Source organism: Streptomyces sp. NPDC034111, assembly GCF_055575375.1.
Map to the genome: position 1 here is coordinate 359,545 of NZ_JBVIST010000001.1, position 16,899 is coordinate 376,443.

A 16,899-nucleotide genomic window follows, 5' to 3' on the forward strand; every position below is an offset into this window, starting at 1 on the left:
ACCCACCGTACCGGAGGCGGGGGTCTCTCCCCTGTCTTACGGACCCTGGGAGAGGTCAGTCGAGGTCGATTCGCTCGGTGCCGGTGGGGCCGTCGTCGTCGCGCGGATCGTCGTCGCGGCGTCCTGCGGGTCCCTCGTCGCGGTCGTCGCGGGTCCAGCGGCGCTCGCTGCCCTCGACGGCGGAGCGGTAGGCGGCGAGCAGTTCGGAGCCGGCCGCGGCGAGGTGGTCGAAGATATCCGGGTTGCGCTCGATGACCGGCTCGACGGCGGCCTTGGCCTGCTTGAAGAGCTGGCTGACGGCGCTCTGCGCGGCGATCCCGCCGAGCGCGCCGGGCAGCTGGATGCCGGCGAGCTTGTCGGTCACCGCGTCGGCGAGCTTGCGCAGCTCCTCGGCGGCGCTGCCGGGCTGCGGACCGTAGGTGTCCCGGCGGCGGGCCTGCTCGGCGGCCAGGTCCTCGGCGCAGGCGGTCTCCCACGCGTCGGCATCGGGCTCGGCCGTGCGGTCGGCGGGGCGCTCGGTGGCATCGCTCATGATGAACTCCGTGGACTCCTGCGGCGAGGCGGTACCGCGAGGGGGTGCGGGGCGGGCCCGTCGGGACAAGGCGCATCGGGGCGGGCGGGCCGGTTCGGCGGCTCACCCTCGACGTTACCCGAACGGTGGTATGCCGTTCAGTTCCTTACGTCGCTCTTGGGCCACAGGTCCGGATCGGGGCTGAAGCGGATCTCCAGGACGCCGTCGCGCAGTCCGGCGCCGGAGACGGTGCAGCGGCGCAGCGCGGAGGGGAGCGTACGGATCCGGCGGAAGCGGCCGACGGTCACCACGATCTCGTCGCCGCGGCGGACCAGGCCCAGCCCCCGGCGCTCGGCACCGGGCAGCGGCACCCGCCAGACGAGGATGCCGTCGGTGGCCAGCCGGTCCTCGACGGTCCACGGATCGGCACGCCGGCCGTCCACGGCACCCGTGGCGTCGGGGTCACCGAGCTCGCCGATCTCGCCGGTCGGCCCGTCGATCAGCTCGTCCAGCTCCTCGACGCCCTGGGGGTCGCGGCCCAGGTGCGGCACCTCATGGACGGGGACGTCGGGGAACTCCTCGCGCAGCGCCTTGAGGGCGGTCTGCTGGCTGCCGGAGAGCGCGGCGAGGAAGGGGTCGGCGGAGCCGGTGGGCAGCAGCCGGTTGACGACCACGCCGTCGGTGCGCCGGCCGTGCAGGGCGAGTCCGGCGCGGATGCTGCGCAGGTTGGCGGCGGCGACCGGGCCGGCCTCGGTGACCAGACGGACCGAGGTACCGGGGTCGTCGATCGCCCGCTGGACGGCGGCGAGTTCGCTCTCCCAGCGCTCGGCGGCGTCGTACAGCTTCTGGGCCGGCATCGGGACACCGGCGAGCTGGGCGAGCACGGGGCGCAGCGCGCGGGCGGCCTGGCGCTCGGGCGGCAGCAGCCGGCGCAGGTAGCGGCGTACCTGGTTCGGCAGCGCCAGCAACCGGATCGTTTCGGCCGCCGAGGGCATGTCGACGACGACCATGTCCCAGTCGTCCGAGGCGTGTTCGGCGCGCAGCGCCTGGAGCAGCGCGAAGTCCTCGGCGCCGGGGAGCTCGGTGAGCTCGTCCTCGTCGAGGGGGGCGGCGCCCAGGAGGTCGAGGGCGGCGCCGGCGCGCTCCTGGAAGGCGAGGAATTCCTGCCGGAAGCGGTCGCCGGGGTCGATGCGCCGGGCGTGCAGGCCGGGTGCTATCGGGGTGGGGGCGTCGGCGCCGAGGGCGGTGCCCAGCACCGTTTCCGGTGCGCTGCTCTCCGTGGTGAGCAGCAGGGCCCGTGCGCCCTTGCGGGCACCGGCCAGAGCGGTCGCGGCGGCAAGCGTGGTGCGGCCGGCGCCGCCCGGGCCCGTGACGAGGACGATGCGCACGCTCAGAGCTTCTTGGCCTCGTCGGCGGACCCGGCCCCGTCGGCGGACCCGGTGTCCGGGCCGCTCTCGACGCGCTTCTTCAGCCCGGCCAGCGCGCGGTCGATGATGACCTTCTCCGCCTTGCGCTTGATCATGCCGAGCATCGGGATCTTGACGTCGACGGTGAGCTGGTACGTCACCTTGGTGCTCGCACCGTCGTTGAGCGCCGCGAGGTGGTAGGAGCCGTCGAGGGCGCGCAGCATCTGGGACTTGACCAGGGACCAGCTGACCTCGTTGGTGCCGGTCCAGGTGTACGCGAGGGTGTGGTCGTCCTTGATCGCTCCGGCGTCCAGCAGCAGGCGCACCTGCGCCGCGCGGCCCTGGTCGTCCTTGTCGAGGACCTCCGCCTCCTTGACCTCTCCGGTCCACTCCGGATAGCGGTCGAAGTCGGCGATCACCGCCATCACTTCGGCGGGTGCCGCCTCGATCGTGATGCTAGAGCTGGTGTGTTCGGCCATCGCCGTGACTCCTCCATGCCGATTCGTGCCGGTCCGCCGACGCTTCCCGTCTCTGCTGCTGAAGGCTACCGCGCGGGGGATGGCGGGTGGACGCGGCCGGGCTCACCACTCCAGGACGTAGGGCGTTCCGGTCGCATTGAAGTGGCCGACATTGATGCATTCCGTGCCGCCGATACGGGCCCTGCGGGCGAGCGGCTGGTGCACATGCCCGAAGAGCGAGTAGCGCGGCCGGGTGGTGCGGATGGCGTGCAGCAGGGCCGTGCTGCCGCGCTCGAAGCGGCGGGCGACGGTGTCGTAGCACAGCTCGGGGACGTCCGGCGGGATATGGGTGCACAGCACGTCGACCTCGCCGACCGCCTCGATCTTGGCGGCGTACTCCTCGTCGCTGATCTCGTAGGGGGCCCGCATCGGCGTGGTCAGCCCGCCGCCGACGAAGCCGAAGACCCAGCCGCCGATCTCCACCCGCTGGCCGTCCAGGACGGTGGTGCCGGGTCCGGCGTATTCGGGCCACAGGCGCGGCATGTCGACGTTGCCGTAGGTGGCGTACGTGGGGGTCGGGAAGGCCGCGAAGAGTTCGGCGTACTGCCGGCGGACCGCGTCCTCGATGACCGCCTCGCGGACCGCGCCCGTGCGCTCCAGCTCGCCCCACAGCCGGCGGCCGAGCGCGCGGGCCTCGTCGTAGCGGCGGGCGGCGCGCAGGGCGACCAGGGTGTCGGTGTTCTCGACGCCGAAGAGGTCGGGGAAGATGCCGCGCGAGTGGTCCGCGTAATCGAGGAAGAGGACCAGGTCCCCGAGGCAGATCAGGGCATCGGCGCCGGTTCCGGCCGCCATGAGGTCCCGGCTGTTGCCGTGAATGTCGCTGACCACGTGCACACGCATGGCGGCAGCCTAGATCGGGGCGGGGCACGTGGGGAGAGGCAGCAGGCGCGGGGTTACTTTCGGGTCACCGACCCGCTGGTCTAGTCTGCGCGGAAGAGTCCCCATGGCGTGTCCCCCGGCATGTGACGCATCGAACATCTGGCCGTTCCCCCCTATCCCAAAAGCAATACCCATGGGTAACGTCCGGGCAGTCCAATCCCCCTGCATGATCATGGACCGCAGCCGGTGCAGCACACAGCGTCGTGGCGCCGGCGCTTTCGAGGAGCAGCAGTCTTGCGCGAGTTCAGCCTTCCGGCCCTGTACGAGGTCCCCGCGGACGGCAATCTGACGGATCTTATCCGCCGAAATGCCGCGCAGCACCCGGATGTTGCCGTCATGGGGCGCAAGGTGAACGGTGAGTGGCAGGACGTCACCGCCGCCACCTTCCTCGCCGAGGTCCGGGCCGCCGCCAAGGGCCTGATCGCCTCCGGGGTACAGCCCGGCGACCGGGTCGGTCTGATGTCGCGCACCCGTTATGAGTGGACGCTGCTGGACTTCGCCATCTGGAGTGCCGGCGCGATCACCGTCCCCGTGTACGAGACCAGTTCCGCCGAGCAGATCCAGTGGATCCTCGGCGACTCCGGCGCGGTGGCCTGTCTGGTGGAGACGCCGGCCCACGAGGCGACCGTCGAGTCGGTCCGCGACGGGCTGCCCGAGCTGGCGAACATCTGGCAGATCGAGCGGGACGCGATCGCCCGGCTGCGGGCCGCGGGCGCGAACCTGACCGACGAGGAGGTGGATGCGCGCAGTGCGCTCGCCGACGCGGACTCGCCGGCCACCATCGTCTACACCTCCGGCACCACCGGCCGCCCCAAGGGCTGTGTGCTCAGCCACCGCAGCTTCTTCGCCGAGTGCGGCAATGTCGTCGAGCGTCTGCGGCCGCTCTTCCGTACGGGCCACTCCTCGGTCCTGCTCTTCCTGCCGATCGCCCATGTCTTCGGCCGGCTGGTGCAGGTCGCCTCCGTGATGGCGCCCATCAAGCTGGGCCACGCCCCCGACATCAAGAACCTCACCGACGACCTGGCCTCCTTCCGGCCGACGCTGATCCTGGGCGTCCCGCGGGTCTTCGAGAAGGTCTACAACTCGGCGCGGGCCAAGGCGCAGGCCGACGGCCGGGGCAAGATCTTCGACAAGGCGGCGGAGACCGCGATCGCCTACAGCCGGGCGCTCGACACCCCGGACGGCCCGCCGCTGGGCCTGAAGCTCAAGTACAAGGTCTTCGACCGCCTGGTCTACGGCAGGCTGCGCGCCGTCCTCGGCGGCCGGGCCACCCACGCCATCTCCGGCGGCGCACCGCTCGGCGACCGCCTCGGCCACTTCTACCGCGGCATCGGCTTCACCGCCCTGGAGGGCTACGGCCTGACGGAGTCCTGTGCGGCCACCGCCTTCAACCCCTGGGACCGCCAGAAGATCGGCACCGTCGGCCAGCCGCTGCCCGGCTCCGTCGTGCGGATCGCCGACGACGGCGAGGTGCTGCTGCACGGCGAACACCTCTTCACGGAGTACTGGAACAACCCCTCCGCCACCAAAGAGGCGCTCTCCGACGGCTGGTTCCACACCGGCGACATCGGCACCCTCGACGAGGACGGCTACCTCGCCATCACCGGCCGCAAGAAGGAGATCCTGGTCACCGCGGGCGGCAAGAACGTCGCACCGGCCGTGATCGAGGACCGGATCCGGGCGCACGCGCTGATCGCCGAGTGCATGGTCGTCGGCGACGGCCGCCCGTTCATCGGCGCACTGGTCACCCTCGACGAGGAGTTCCTGCCCCGCTGGGCCGAGGAGCACGGCCACCCCGCGGGCATCTCCCCGGCCGAACTCGCCGAGGACCCGGAGCTGCTGGCCGCCGTCCAGCGCGCGGTGGACGACGGCAACGCGGCCGTCTCCAAGGCCGAGTCGGTCCGTAAGTTCCGCGTCCTGCCGACCCAGTTCACGGAGGAGTCGGGCCATGTCACCCCGTCGCTGAAGCTGAAGCGGAACGTGGTGGCGAAGGACTTCGCGGAGGACATCGAGGCGATTTACCGCGGGTAGGCCTTCCCACGTTTTCGGCTTTCCCGCCGTGGTGGTTTGCCGCCGTTGCGCCTGCGGCGGGCCAGGTGGTTGTCGGGTGCGGTGACGGGCCGGAGGGGCAGGGTTTCCGGACGTAAAGCGAAGCAGTCCGGAAACCCTGCCCCGGAGGACCGTCACCGCACCCTACAAACCACCGCCCGCCGCAGGCGCAACGGCGAGACACCAGCACGGCGCCGCAGACGACAACGTGGGAGGTCAAAGCAACCGCTTCAGGCGCGACGCCAGCAGGTCCCAGCGCCACTTCTCCTCCACCCAGGCGCGGCCGCGTTCGCCCATGGTGCGGCGGAGCGCGGGGTCCTTCAGGAGGGTGATGATGCGGTCGGCGGTGGGGGTGGGGGCGTTGCCGGGGACGACCCAGCCGGTTTCGCCGTCGAGGACCGCGTCGGGGGCGCCGCCGGAGTCACCGGCCACGACGGGCAGTCCGGTGGCGGAGGCCTCCAGGTAGACGATGCCCAGGCCCTCGACGTCGAGGCCGCCGCGACGGGTGCGGCAGGGCATCGCGAAGACGTCGCCGGCGCCGTAGTGGGCCGGCAGTTCCTCCCACGGCACGGCGCCGGTGAAGCGGACGGAGTCCGCGACGCCCTTCTCCACCGCCAGCGCGTGCAGTTCCTTCTCGTACGGGCCGCCGCCGACGATCAGCAGGACGGCATCGGGCACCGCGGAGACGATGGCCGGCATCGCCTCGATGAGGGTGTCCTGGCCCTTGCGCGGCACGAGCCGCGAGACGCACACCACGACCGACCGGTCGGCGAGCCCGAGCCGGGCCCGTACGAGGTCGCCGCCCGAGCCCGGGTGGAAGGTCTTCTCGTCGACGCCGGGCGGGAGTTGGACCATTCGCGCGGCGGCGGCCGGGGTGAGCGCGGCGGCGATCCGGGAGCGGGTGTACTCGCCGAGGTAGGTGAGGGTGTCGGTGCCCTCGCCGATCCGGCGCAGCAGTTGGCGGGCGGCGGGCAGCTGTGCCCAGCCCGCCTCGTGGCCGTGCGTGGTCGCCACGATGCGGCGGGCGCCGGCCGAGCGGAGCGCGGGCGCCATCAGGCCGAGCGGGGCCGCGGCCCCGAACCAGACCGAGGAGCAGCCGTGTTCGCGTAGCAGCGCGACGGCCCGCCGGGTCACCCTCGGCGTCGGCAGCAGCATCGTCGTACGGTCCCTGACCACCGGGAACGGCTGGTCGGCGTCGAAGTCGGCGGTGGCCGCGAGCCCTTCCTCGCCGCGCTTCCAGGTCGAGGCGTAGACCACGACCTGGGTGGGGTCCAGGCGCAGCGCCATGCTGTGCAGGAAGGCCTGGATGCCGCCGGGCCGGGGCGGAAAGTCGTTCGTGACGATCAGGGTCTTGTGCACGATGGTCTCTCGACGGTCGGTCCGAGCGGTCGGTCTCGGCGTACTGGCCCCCGACAGTACCGGGCGCCGGCCTGCCGGGACCCGCCCGCCCCGCCACGCCCATGCCTCCACTACGGTCGTGGCCGGCCGGCAACGGCATGATGCAGGCAGTACACGGAAGGGCGGCGGCGAGGTGCGAAGGGCCGACGGCGGCGGGCGCGGGGTGTGGGCTGCGGTCGTGACCTGGGCCGTGACCCGGGCCGTTGTGCTGTTGTGCGTGCTGAGGGTGCTGGTGCTGCCCGGCCCGGATGTCACCACCGATGTCTCGGTGATCTACCAGGGCTGGTTCGAGGTCCTGAAGAGCGGCACCTTCCCGCTGGACGATGTGACCTGGCAGTATCCGCCGGCCGCCGCACTGGCCGTGCTCTCACCCGCGCTGCTGCCGTTCCTGGACTACGCCCCGGCGTTCTACGTCCTGATGCTGCTGGCGGACGCGGCGGTGCTCGTGCTGTTCCTCCGGGCGGGGCGGCGGCCAGGGAACCGGCCGGCCGGGGCCTGGGTGTGGATCGTGGGGGTGGCGCTGCTGGGCCCGACCGCGTACGCGCGCTACGACCTGATGGTCACCGGGGTCGCCGTCGCGGCGCTCTTCGCGGCCGTCCGACGGCCGCGGGTGGCGGGCGCGCTGATCGCGTTCGGGACGCTGCTGAAGATCTGGCCGGCGCTGCTGCTGACCGGGGCGGCGCTACGCGGCCGCCGGGGGCGCGCCCTGTGGGGCAGTGCGGCTGGCACCGCTGCCGGGCTGACCGTGTGCGGGGTGGCCGCCGCCCCGGGCGCGCTGGCGTTTCTGACCTTCCAGCGCGACCGCGGTACGGAGATCGAATCGCTCGGCGCCCTGGTCTTCCATATCGCCCGCCACTACGGGTGGAGCGGTGAGGTGCTGCTCAACTACGGCTCGGTGGAGTTCCTCGGGCCGGGCGTCCCGTTGGTCAGCACCCTGGCGGTGGTGCTGAGCGGGGCGGCGCTGGGCTGGCTGGTGCTGTGGCGGATGTGGGCCGGGGCGTTCACCCGCGCGACGCTGTGCGATGCGGCCTTCACCGCGACGCTGCTGTTCACGACCACGAGCCGGGTGATCAGCCCGCAGTACATGCTCTGGCTGGTGGGGCTGGCCGCGGTGTGCATGACCGTACGCGCGAGCCGGCAGCGGCTGCCGGCCGTGCTGGTCGTACTCGCCACCGGGGTCACCCTGCTGGAGTTCCCGATCTGGTTCGCCCACGTGGTGGCCGGCGACCCGCTGGGCATCGCGGCGCTGGCGGTGCGCAACGGCCTGCTGGTCGCCGCGTCACTGCTCGCCTGCCGCCGGCTGTGGGCCGCCACCCGCGGCCGGCCGGCCGGGCCCGCCGGCGTGGTACGCGCCCGCCGCCCGCTCACCGACGAAGGAGCAGACGCTTCACATACGCCCGCCACTCCCGCGTGAACTCGGCCAGACCGACGCCCAGTTGGGACCGCATCGCGCGGTCCGTACGGTCGGCGCGGGCCGGCGCGGGATGCCGGGAGCCGGTGACCGGCGGGGCCGGACGCGGGCGTGCCGGCCGGGCCGAGGCCGCCTCGATGGGGGCGCCCGCACCGCCCGCCGCCGAGGTACGGACCTCGCTCCGGCCCGCCGCCCGGTAGAACGCCAGCAGCTTCGCCTCGCCCCACTTCTCGGCGATCATCCGGCAGGCCAGCCAGCTGCCCTCGTACGCCTTCGCCAGCCGGTCGGCGCCCGCCTTGAAGCCGAAGTCGGCATCGGTGGGCAGCCGCTCGGGGAGCTTGCCGGAGTGGACGGCGCGGGTCAGTTCGGGGGCGGCGGTGGCGGGCTTGCGGTGGGTGCCGCGGTAGGCGACCCAGTCGGCGAAGCCCTCGGAGAGCCAGAGGGGGGTGGCCGTGGTGGTGACCGTACGGGTGGCGACATGGGTGGTCTCGTGGGTGAGGACCACCTTGCGTCCGAGGTCGTTGAGCTCTTCGTAGGCATCGGGGTTGATGATCACGCGGTCCGCGGGCGCGGTCGTGGAGACGCCCGCCTCACCGGTGGTGACCGCCGCGATCCCCAGATAGCCGGAGGCGTCGTCGCTGCCCATCAGCTGCGCCATCCGCTCGACCGAGTCCGGCGCCTCCACCACCACCTTCCGCGCCCATTTGCCCTTCCAGGCGGCGGAGACCGCGGGCACCGCCTGGTCCGCGCGGCGGGCCAGGTCCCGGAGCCGGGCCGGGTGTGCGTCGCCGCCGAGGACCAGGCTGTACCGGCCGCGGACCAGCCGTACCGGGCCCTGGTCCCACAGCTGGCGGGTGCCGCTGCGGCCGGCCACGGCGCCGTCGGTGTCCGAGGAGATCAGCCAGCGGCCGTCGCGCTCGGTGAGCGTGAGGTACTGGACGGCGTTGACCGGGGCGGTGTCATAGCCCTTGAGGCGGTAGCGCAGCCGGACCTTGGCGGCCAGCTGCTGGCCGCCGGCGCCGTCCGGCAGCGGGAAGGCGTCGGTGGAGTCGAGGTCGTAGTGCCAGTCGGTCACGGGCACGCCGGAGAGGTTGCCGAACATCGCGCGCTGGCGGGCGCGGAAGGCGGTGGCGTGCGGGTCGACGGCGGCCAGGAAACCGGCCTCGTCCCGCCGCTGGACGGCCTGCGCCCGGCCGTCGAGCATCCGCTGGACGTCCGGGAAGCGGGCCGACGTCGAGGTCTCGGTCGCACAGCCGGCCAGGGGGACGAGCAGCACAAGGCCGGCCAGGGCGGCAGAGCCGGCCGCCCCGGTCCGCGACGGCCGTCTCGCCCGCTGGTCCGGCATGCGCCCGATCGTAATTCCGGCCCGGCCGGGGCAAAAACGCTGGGCGGGCGGTTCAGGGCCTGGTGACCGCCGAGACCGGCATCATGCCGATGGGGTCGTAGCGCACCCGCGCCCCGGGATACGGCGCGTGCACGACCTGGCCGTTTCCGACGTACATGCCGACATGGCTGGCGTCCGAGCGGTAGATGACCAGGTCACCGGGCTGCACCTGGCTGAGCGGAACCTGCCGTCCGGCGCTGCGCTGGGCCTGCGAGGTACGGGGCAGCAAGACGCCGGCCCGGCGGTAGGCCCATTGGGTGAGTCCGGAGCAGTCGAAGGTGCGGGGCCCGTTGCTTCCCCAGGCGTACGGGCGGCCGACGGCGGCCCGTACCGCGTCGAGGGCCCTGGCGGCCCGTCCGGAGGCCGGTACGGCGCCGCCGAGGCCGGGCGGCACCGCGTCGCGGCCGTCGCTCCTGGAGCTCTGGCCGTAGGCCTTCCTGGCGTCCCTGGGCAGCGCGTTCAGCAGCCGCTGCGCGGTGGCCAGCCTGCGCTGGACGTCCCTCTTGTGGCGGGCCACCTGCCTGCGGCTCGCCTCCAGCTCGGCGAGCTTTCCGGCGGTCTCCCGGCGCTGCTGCTCCAGGGAGCGCTGCGTCGCCCGCAGGACCCGCAGCCGGGCGGCCTGGGCGGTGGCGATCCGGTCGAGGGCGGACGCCTTCTCCAGATAGGTCTCGGGCCGTTCGGTGAGCATCAGCCGGACGGTGGGGTCGATCCCGCCGGCCCGGTACTGGGCGGAGGCCAGTGCGCCGAGCCGGCCGCGCATCCGGTTGACCCGCTCCTGGGTGCGGGCGGTGCGCTCCTGGAGGGCGGCCACCTCACCGCGCAGCTGCTGGGTCCGGGCCTCGGCGCCGTTGAACTTCTCGGTGGCCCGCTCCGCCTCTTCGTAGAGCTTGTCGACCCGTGCGGTGGCCGCGTCGCGGCCGGCGGCCGGGTGGTCCGTGGGGAGTGCGGAGGCCGGCGGTGCCGCCAGGGCCGCAGCCGCGCCCGCCAGAGCGGCCGACAATACGGTGACGCCGGCGAGGGTGGCCTGGCCGTGCGGTGAGGTACGGCGGTGGGAAGCCACGAGAGCCACACTCCTTGCGATGGGGGTCCCCCCGCTCGAGCGGAGCCGAAAGCGTGGGGGAGCAGCCGGGAGCTTGCGGGAAGCCCCTGCCGCCCGGGAGGGCGTGCGGTGACCGGAAGCTGCGAGGGCAGACAGTAACGGCGCAGGTCCAGCCCGGCCAAAGACCCCATTTCGTACGCAAAAAGCCGCCCCGCCGGTGACTGTGCAGGTCACCGGCGGGGCGGCAGGTCAGCGGTGCCGACCGCAAATCGCCCGTTCGGGCGGCAGGTTGAGGGGGTTGTGAGGCCTTTCGGACCCCTGGCTCAGACCCGCACGCCGAACATGAACGGCATGTTGTTGATCGACTCGTAGCGCACATTGGCGCCCGGCTTCGGGGCGTGCAGCACCGTGCCGTTGCCCGCGTACAGGCCGATGTGGTGCAGGTCGTCGTAGAAGAGCACCAGGTCGCCGGGCTTGAGGGCGCTCTGCGAGCCGATCCGGGTACCGGCGTTGGCCTGCTCCTGCGAGGTACGCGGCAGCGACTGGCCGGCCTGCTGGTAGGCCCAGGAGGTCAGACCCGAGCAGTCGAAGGACGACGGGCCGGTGGCGCCCCAGACGTAGGGCGAACCTATCTTGGACTGCGCGGCCTGGAGGGCGGCCGCACCGCGCTGCGAGGCGGGCACGTCATCGCCGAGGTTGACCCGCTCGTTGCTGCGGTTGGCGCGGTCCTCCTCGGCCTGCATGGCCGCCCGCTCCTTGGCGGTCAGGGTGTTGAGCAGCTGCTGCGCCTTGGCGAGCTTGCCCTTGATCTCGTCCTTCTTCTCGCCGAGCGCCTTACGGGTCTCGGAGAGGTCCTCGATCTTGCTCGCGGCCTCGGCGCGCTCCTGGGCGAGCCGGCGCTGCTTGTCCGCGATGGTCTTCAGCTGTTCGGCCTGCTTGCCGCTCAACTGGTCGAGGGTGGCGGCCTTTTCGAGGTAGGTGTCCGGGTCGCCGGAGAGGAAGAGCTGCACCGAGGGGTCGATGGAGCCGCTGCGGTACTGGCCCGAGGCGACCGCGCCGAGTCCCTTGCGGAGCTGGTTGAGCTCACCCTGGCCGCGGGCGACCTTGTCCTGGAGGGCGTCGACCTCTTTCTGGAGCTTGTCCTGGTCCTCCTTGACCCCGTTGTACTTCTCGGTGGCCGCCTCGGCCTGCTCGTAGAGCTTGTCGACCTCGGACTTGACGTCCTTCTTCGACTGGTGGGGGTCTGCCTGTGCGGCCTGGGACGAGAGGGCCACGGCCGCCGCCGCGGTGGCGGTGAGCACGGTCACGCGAGTACGGCTCGGCTGCTTGGGTCGACGGTGGGACGCCACGGGGGCGAGCTCCTTCTTCCTCCAGCCGCCTACCGGGAAGTGGGGGGATGAGACCCCGGCTCCGCGTCAACGCTGCGGACTCGGCGGTACCTTCACTGTTCATCCCGGTTGGATGATCACCTGTATGAAGGTTCGCGCCTGACCTTAGTAACGGAGCTGTGATCGCTTCAAATCCTCACGGGAAAAATCTGCTCCACAAACCCCATCCTTTACCAACATCACACAGGCAGTAAGCGCCAATTGACGCTCAGATACGAATGGCGCGCGATTTTCCCTGGCCGGAAAGCATCGGCAGGCCGTGCGTCACGTCCGCGCAAGTCGCTTGAGGAGCAAAGCCGATGAGACCGGCCGGGCGCCGGCCTTCGCCACCCCGTCGGCCACTTCCCGGTCCGTGGAGACCACCACGACCGGACGGCCGGGCGGTTCGGCCCGTACGAGCTGACGAATCAACTCATCGGCCGTTACGCCCGGTTTGCTGAAAAGGACCCGAACGCCGCGCGGCGGGGCGAGCAGCACCGGCGCGGCCAGCTCCGCCCCGTCGAAGACACAGGTCATCTCCGCACCGGTCTGCGCCGCCAGCACCGCGAGCCCGCCCAGCAGCCGCAGCCGCTGCTTGTCCAGCGGCATGGTCGGATAGCCGGTTTTGGTGACGTTGTAGCCGTCCACCACCAAATGCGCCTGGGGCAGCGCCAGTAGCTGGTCCAGCAGTGCGGGGTCCATATCGGACAATGCGCGCGTAGCGATGTCCTTCGGCGTCATCCGGCCCGGCGCCACCGCCTCGACGGTGTCGGCCGGATGGACGCTGGCCGGCGGCAGCGCCAGCTCACGGCGCAGCCCCTGGGCGGCGTCCAGGACGGTGTCCAGCAGCAGCCGCACCCGCATGTCCTCGACGCTGCGGCCCTCGCGGGCGGCCCGCCGGCTGGTCTCCAGAGCCGTCTCGGCCTCGGCGATCCGGGCCTTGAGCCGGCGCACCTCGCTGTCCGCGGCGGCCTTCTCCGTGGCCGCCCGGTCCCGCGCCTCGGCCACCGCGGCCTCGGCCTTGCGCACCGCCGCCTCACCGCGCTTGACGTCGCTCTGCGCGCTGCGCAGCTTGCGCCGCAGCGACTCGTTCTCCTTGCGGACGGCGTCCAGGTCCACCCGGATCCGCTCCGCCTCCGTACGGGCCTCGCCGCGGGCCAGCGCCAGCTCCTCGCGCAGCCGGGCCAGTTCCCGTTCGGCCTCCTCGCCGGCCCGCTCGGCGCGCGCCCGCTGGGCCTCCTCGCCGGCCGCCGCCACAAGCTTGACCCAGCCCTCCGGCCGCAGCACATAGGCGGCCGCGGCGACTTCGAGCGGATCGGCGGCTGCCGGCGGGGTGCCGTGCTCCAGCGCCTCGGCCAGCTCCGGCTGCGCTTCGCGCAGCTTGCCGGCGATCCGCTGCCGGAAGACCGCGTCGCTCTCCAGCGTCGCGGCCATCGCATTGCCGGCGAACTTGGCCCGACGAGTCGGGGTGAACCGGGCGTACTGCCGCAGTGGGGCGGGGAGTTCGGCGACCGTCAGCGCGCCGAACGACTCCGCGGTGAGCGCCACGACCCGGCGCCGTACGCCCTCGGGCAGCGGTCGGTCGAGCACCTCGTCCGCCGCACCCTCGGGTACGTCGTCACGCTGGGCCCCCGGCTCCCCTTCTGGACGGTCCACCACGGCTGCTTCGCTCCGATCTCAGGCGCTCGCGCCCGGACGGTCCACCAGTTCGATCTGGTCGACCGCGTTGCACCAGCGGCAGCGCACGGACTCGATGCTCTCACTGAGGACCTCGCGCTCCTCCACCTTCGGCTCACCGGCCAGGTCCAGGTGGACGTACTCCACGACCTTGGCCCGGCGGGTGACATCGAAACGGGTGAGGTTGCCGCAGAGCGTGCAGCGCCACCGGGTTTCGGCCGTCGGCAGGGGAACAGCCATCGTGTCGTCCTCTTTCGTGCTCGTCGTTCTCGTGCTGCTGCGCCGTTCACGCGGTACGCCGTCGGACTGCGGAAGTAGGCAAAGTACTGCCTGCAACCCTACGGCCTGACGGGGGGCCGGTGCGGGCCCCGCCCGGGAGCCAGGATGCGGCGAGGCGCTCTGTCCCGATTGCCCGCATTACGCCATGATCACTTCATGACGGCGCCGGCTCCCCCACCCCGTTCACCGCGTTCTGCCCGTACTCCCCACACCCGTACCCCCCGCTCCCGTTCGCTGTTCCCGTCCGGCCTCCTCCCCCGCCCGCCGCGCCCCACCCGGTCCCTGACCGCGGTGTTCTCGCGGCTGACGAACGTGCTGATCGGCCTGTGCTGTGCGGTCTTCCTCATCGGCCCCGCTTCCGGCCTGAACCGCATGTACGGCACCGGCGACGCGCTGCTGAAGGCCCAGACCGCGTATTTCGAGCGGTGGGGCGTGATCCCGCTGGAACTGTGGAGCGGTTCACTGCGGGCGCTGATCACTCCGCTCACCGCACTGTTCGTGCACGGCAGCTGGCTGCACCTGCTCGGCAACATGCTGTTTCTCTACGTCTTCGGCGGCATGGCCGAGGCACGGATGGGCCGGCTGCCGTTCGTCGCCTTTTACCTCATCATCGGCTACCTGGCGCTGCTCGGCTACGCGGCGGCGCACGCCTCCTCGGGCCAGACGCTGGTGGGCGCCTCCGGCTCGATCGCCGGGGTCCTCGGGGCCTTCCTGTACCTCTTCCCCAGGGCCCGCGTCACCAGCGTCTTCCCCTTCCTCTTCTTCCTCCCGCTGCGCTTCCCCGCCTGGATGGTGCTGCTGTTCTGGTTCTTCCTCCAGTGGCAGGCCGCACAGGACGACCCGCACGGTCCTGGCGTCGCCTACCTCGCGCATGTGGTCGGCTTCGTACTCGGCTTCCTGTACGCGTGGCTCCGGTACGGGAGGGATAGTGTGGGGGCCACCAGGGCGAACGACCGGGCGACCGAGGGAGAGAGCCAGCCGTGATCACGTCGATCGTGCTCATCAAGACCAGCGTGGACCAGATCCCGGAGATCGCCGAGAAGATCGCCGCGCTGGAGGGCGTCAGCGAGGTCTACTCGGTCACCGGCGCACACGACCTGATCGCCATGGTCCGGGTCGCCAAGCACGACGACCTCGCGGACGTCATCCCCGGCCGGATCAGCAAGATCCCCGGCGTCGCCTCGACGGAGACGCATATCGCGTTCCGGACGTACTCGCAGCATGATCTTGAGGCGGCATTTGCCATTGGGCTGGACGCCTAGCCCCCACGTTTTCGGCTGTCCCGCCGTGGTGGTTGTTCGCCGTTGCGCCTGCGGCGGGCCAGGTGGTTGTCGGGTGCGGTGACGGACCTCCGGGGCCTGGTGTGTGGACTGCTTCGCTTTACGTCCACACACCAGGCCCCTCCGACCCGTCCCCTCCCGTTGTGGGAAAGGAAAGGGCCGGTGGGGGTGCGGGGTCACGCCTGGAGCGGGGTCTCCCGTCAGGAAGACACGGAGGGGACACAACGGCCGTCCTCCGTACGGTAGTTCCAGCGGGCGCCGTCGGTGACCAGTTCCTTGACGGCGCTGAGGAAGCGGTCGACGTGCTCGTCGGGGGTGCCGGCGCCGAAGGAGACCCGGATGGCGTTCAGGGTGGGGGTCCCCCCGGACGAAGTCTGGGGGAGTTCGCCGGGGGCCGCGTCGGGGGCGCCGCACTCCCCCGGGTCCTGCGGGTTGCTGCCCAGGAGGGTGCGGACGAGCGGGTGCGCGCAGAACAGGCCGTCGCGGACGCCGATGCCGTACTCGGCGGAGAGGGCGGCCGCGAAGTGCGAACTGTTCCAGCCCTCGACGACGAAGGAGAGGACGCCGACGCGCGGCGCTTCGTCGCCGAAGAGGGAGAGGACGCGGACCTCGGGGACCTCGGCGAGGCCCTCGCGGACCCGGGCGATCAGCTCCTGCTCGCGGGCGACCAGGGTGTCGAAGCCGGCCTCGGTGAGCGCCTGGCAGGCGGAGGCGATGGCGTAGGCGCCGATGACGTTCGGCGAGCCGGCCTCGTGCCGGGCGGCGGTGGTGTGCCATTCGACGTCCACCCCGCCGTCGGTGAGCCGGGAGACCTTACGGCTGGCGCCGCCGCCCGCCAGGTACGGCTCGGCGCTCTGCAGCCAGTCCGCGCGGCCGGCCAGCACCCCGGCGCCGAACGGTGCGTACAGCTTGTGGCCGGAGAAAGCGACCCAGTCGACGTCCAGTTCCGCCAGGTCGACGGGGTGGTGCGGGGCGAGCTGCGCGGCGTCGAGGACGATCCGGGCGCCGTGGGCGTGGGCCGCGGCGGCCAGCTCCTGTACGGGCCAGAGCTCACCGGTCACATTGGACGCACCGGTGACACAGACCAGCGCCGGCCCGTAAGGCTCGCGCCCGGCCAGCGCCTTCTCCAGGGTGTCCACGGCCTGCTGAGGCGTACGCGGCGCGTTCAGGTACGTCACCGCGAGGTCGGCGCGCTGCTCCCAGGGCAGCAGGGACGCGTGGTGCTCGGTCTCGAAGACGAACACCCGGGTGTTCTGCGGGAGTACGGCGGCCAGGAGGTTGAGGGAGTCGGTCGTGGAGCGGGTGAAGACGACCTGGTCCTCGGCGCGACAGCCGAGGAAGTCGGCGATCGTGCGGCGGCTGTTCTCGAAGAGGTCGGTGGAGAGCTGCGAGAGGTATCCGGCGCCACGGTGCACGCTGCCGTAGTACGGGGCGTAGGCGGCCACGTCGTCCCAGACCCGCTGGAGCGCCGGTGCGCTGGCGGCGTAGTCCAGCGCGGCGTAGTCGACCTCGCCGCCGGTCACCAGGGGGACCAGGACGTCCCGGCCCAGAACCGGCAGCGGGGCACAGACGGAGGGGTCGGCGGCAACGGCGGAAACAGACATGGCGAACTCCCGTAAGAGGTAAGCGAATTCGCTGCGGCGCGGGTGCATGAGGGGGCGCGGAAATGCCCGGGGCCGAGAGGCGGTGGGGCCGCAGCGT

General features: G+C 72.1%; 15 protein-coding genes. 4 read left to right on the plus strand and 11 right to left on the minus strand.

What is annotated here, in order from left to right:
- Positions 1–55: 55 nt before the first annotated feature.
- The 4 genes from ACZ55A_RS01615 to ACZ55A_RS01630 form a co-directional block, all read right to left on the minus strand.
- Positions 56–532 (minus strand): DUF5304 domain-containing protein, encoded by a 477-nt coding sequence (locus tag ACZ55A_RS01615; protein WP_468831501.1) that lies wholly within the window; start codon positions 530–532, stop codon positions 56–58.
- Between the two features lie 137 nt (positions 533–669).
- Positions 670–1,899, minus strand: a complete 1,230-nt coding sequence (locus tag ACZ55A_RS01620; protein WP_468831504.1) for an ArsA family ATPase — start codon at positions 1,897–1,899, stop codon at positions 670–672.
- Between the two features lie 2 nt (positions 1,900–1,901).
- Complete coding sequence (locus ACZ55A_RS01625; protein WP_468831507.1) at positions 1,902–2,396, minus strand: SRPBCC family protein; 495 nt, start codon at positions 2,394–2,396, stop codon at positions 1,902–1,904.
- A gap of 102 nt (positions 2,397–2,498) precedes the next feature.
- A complete protein-coding gene (locus ACZ55A_RS01630) occupies positions 2,499–3,275 on the minus strand; it encodes a metallophosphoesterase family protein (protein ID WP_468831509.1) in 777 nt (258 codons plus the stop codon).
- A gap of 273 nt (positions 3,276–3,548) precedes the next feature.
- On the opposite strand from ACZ55A_RS01630, the gene ACZ55A_RS01635 reads away from it, so the two are divergent.
- On the plus strand, positions 3,549–5,345 hold the full coding sequence (locus ACZ55A_RS01635; RefSeq protein ID WP_468831512.1) for an AMP-dependent synthetase/ligase: 1,797 nt from the start codon (positions 3,549–3,551) through the stop codon (positions 5,343–5,345).
- A 234-nt stretch (positions 5,346–5,579) separates the two neighbouring features.
- On the opposite strand, the gene ACZ55A_RS01640 is transcribed toward ACZ55A_RS01635, so the two are convergent.
- Positions 5,580–6,722: a glycosyltransferase family 4 protein gene (locus tag ACZ55A_RS01640; RefSeq protein WP_468831515.1), complete on the minus strand. Its 1,143-nt coding sequence runs from the start codon at positions 6,720–6,722 to the stop codon at positions 5,580–5,582.
- 217 nt (positions 6,723–6,939) lie between these two features.
- Here ACZ55A_RS01640 and ACZ55A_RS01645 point away from each other — a divergent pair, with 217 nt between their 5' ends.
- On the plus strand, positions 6,940–8,175 hold the full coding sequence (locus ACZ55A_RS01645) for a glycosyltransferase 87 family protein (protein WP_468831518.1): 1,236 nt from the start codon (positions 6,940–6,942) through the stop codon (positions 8,173–8,175).
- Here the strand turns inward: ACZ55A_RS01645 and ACZ55A_RS01650 are convergent.
- The 5 genes from ACZ55A_RS01650 to ACZ55A_RS01670 all read right to left on the minus strand — a co-directional run bounded on the left by ACZ55A_RS01650 (position 8,126) and on the right by ACZ55A_RS01670 (position 13,879).
- Entirely contained in the window at positions 8,126–9,517 is a 1,392-nt protein-coding gene (locus tag ACZ55A_RS01650; protein WP_468831521.1) for a hypothetical protein, read from the minus strand. The two genes, ACZ55A_RS01645 and ACZ55A_RS01650, sit on opposite strands and share 50 nt — an antisense overlap.
- Positions 9,518–9,569: 52 nt before the next feature.
- Positions 9,570–10,616 carry a C40 family peptidase gene (locus ACZ55A_RS01655; RefSeq protein WP_468831524.1) on the minus strand — a complete coding sequence of 349 codons (1,047 nt, stop codon included), beginning with the start codon at positions 10,614–10,616 and terminating at the stop codon, positions 9,570–9,572.
- A 302-nt stretch (positions 10,617–10,918) separates the two neighbouring features.
- The gene (locus ACZ55A_RS01660) at positions 10,919–11,944 is read right to left on the minus strand and encodes a C40 family peptidase (RefSeq protein WP_468831527.1); all 1,026 of its coding nucleotides are present in this window, start codon (positions 11,942–11,944) and stop codon (positions 10,919–10,921) included.
- Positions 11,945–12,247: 303 nt separating this feature from the next.
- On the minus strand, positions 12,248–13,621 hold the full coding sequence (locus ACZ55A_RS01665; RefSeq protein WP_468831529.1) for an NYN domain-containing protein: 1,374 nt from the start codon (positions 13,619–13,621) through the stop codon (positions 12,248–12,250).
- A gap of 18 nt (positions 13,622–13,639) precedes the next feature.
- Positions 13,640–13,879: a hypothetical protein gene (locus ACZ55A_RS01670; protein ID WP_468831532.1), complete on the minus strand. Its 240-nt coding sequence runs from the start codon at positions 13,877–13,879 to the stop codon at positions 13,640–13,642.
- Between the two features lie 342 nt (positions 13,880–14,221).
- On the opposite strand from ACZ55A_RS01670, the gene ACZ55A_RS01675 reads away from it, so the two are divergent.
- The gene (locus tag ACZ55A_RS01675; RefSeq protein WP_468834522.1) at positions 14,222–14,902 is read left to right on the plus strand and encodes a rhomboid family intramembrane serine protease; all 681 of its coding nucleotides are present in this window, start codon (positions 14,222–14,224) and stop codon (positions 14,900–14,902) included.
- On the plus strand, positions 14,899–15,180 hold the full coding sequence (locus ACZ55A_RS01680) for an Lrp/AsnC family transcriptional regulator (protein WP_030415457.1): 282 nt from the start codon (positions 14,899–14,901) through the stop codon (positions 15,178–15,180). Before ACZ55A_RS01675 ends, ACZ55A_RS01680 begins: the two co-directional genes overlap by 4 nt.
- Positions 15,181–15,398: 218 nt before the next feature.
- Here the strand turns inward: ACZ55A_RS01680 and ACZ55A_RS01685 are convergent, their stop codons facing one another.
- Positions 15,399–16,802 carry an aminotransferase class V-fold PLP-dependent enzyme gene (locus ACZ55A_RS01685; protein WP_468831536.1) on the minus strand — a complete coding sequence of 468 codons (1,404 nt, stop codon included), beginning with the start codon at positions 16,800–16,802 and terminating at the stop codon, positions 15,399–15,401.
- Positions 16,803–16,899: the final 97 nt, after the last annotated feature.

Excerpts from the sequence above, each read along its gene's own strand:
- ACZ55A_RS01670 (WP_468831532.1), bottom strand. The coding sequence starts at position 13,879 with ATGGCTGTTCCCCTGCCGACGGCCGAAACCCGGTGGCGCTGCACGCTC.
- ACZ55A_RS01615 (WP_468831501.1), bottom strand. The coding sequence starts at position 532 with ATGAGCGATGCCACCGAGCGCCCCGCCGACCGCACGGCCGAGCCCGAT.
- ACZ55A_RS01685 (WP_468831536.1), bottom strand. The coding sequence starts at position 16,802 with ATGTCTGTTTCCGCCGTTGCCGCCGACCCCTCCGTCTGTGCCCCGCTG.
- ACZ55A_RS01650 (WP_468831521.1), bottom strand. The coding sequence starts at position 9,517 with ATGCCGGACCAGCGGGCGAGACGGCCGTCGCGGACCGGGGCGGCCGGC.
- ACZ55A_RS01625 (WP_468831507.1), bottom strand. The coding sequence starts at position 2,396 with ATGGCCGAACACACCAGCTCTAGCATCACGATCGAGGCGGCACCCGCC.
- ACZ55A_RS01630 (WP_468831509.1), bottom strand. The coding sequence starts at position 3,275 with ATGCGTGTGCACGTGGTCAGCGACATTCACGGCAACAGCCGGGACCTC.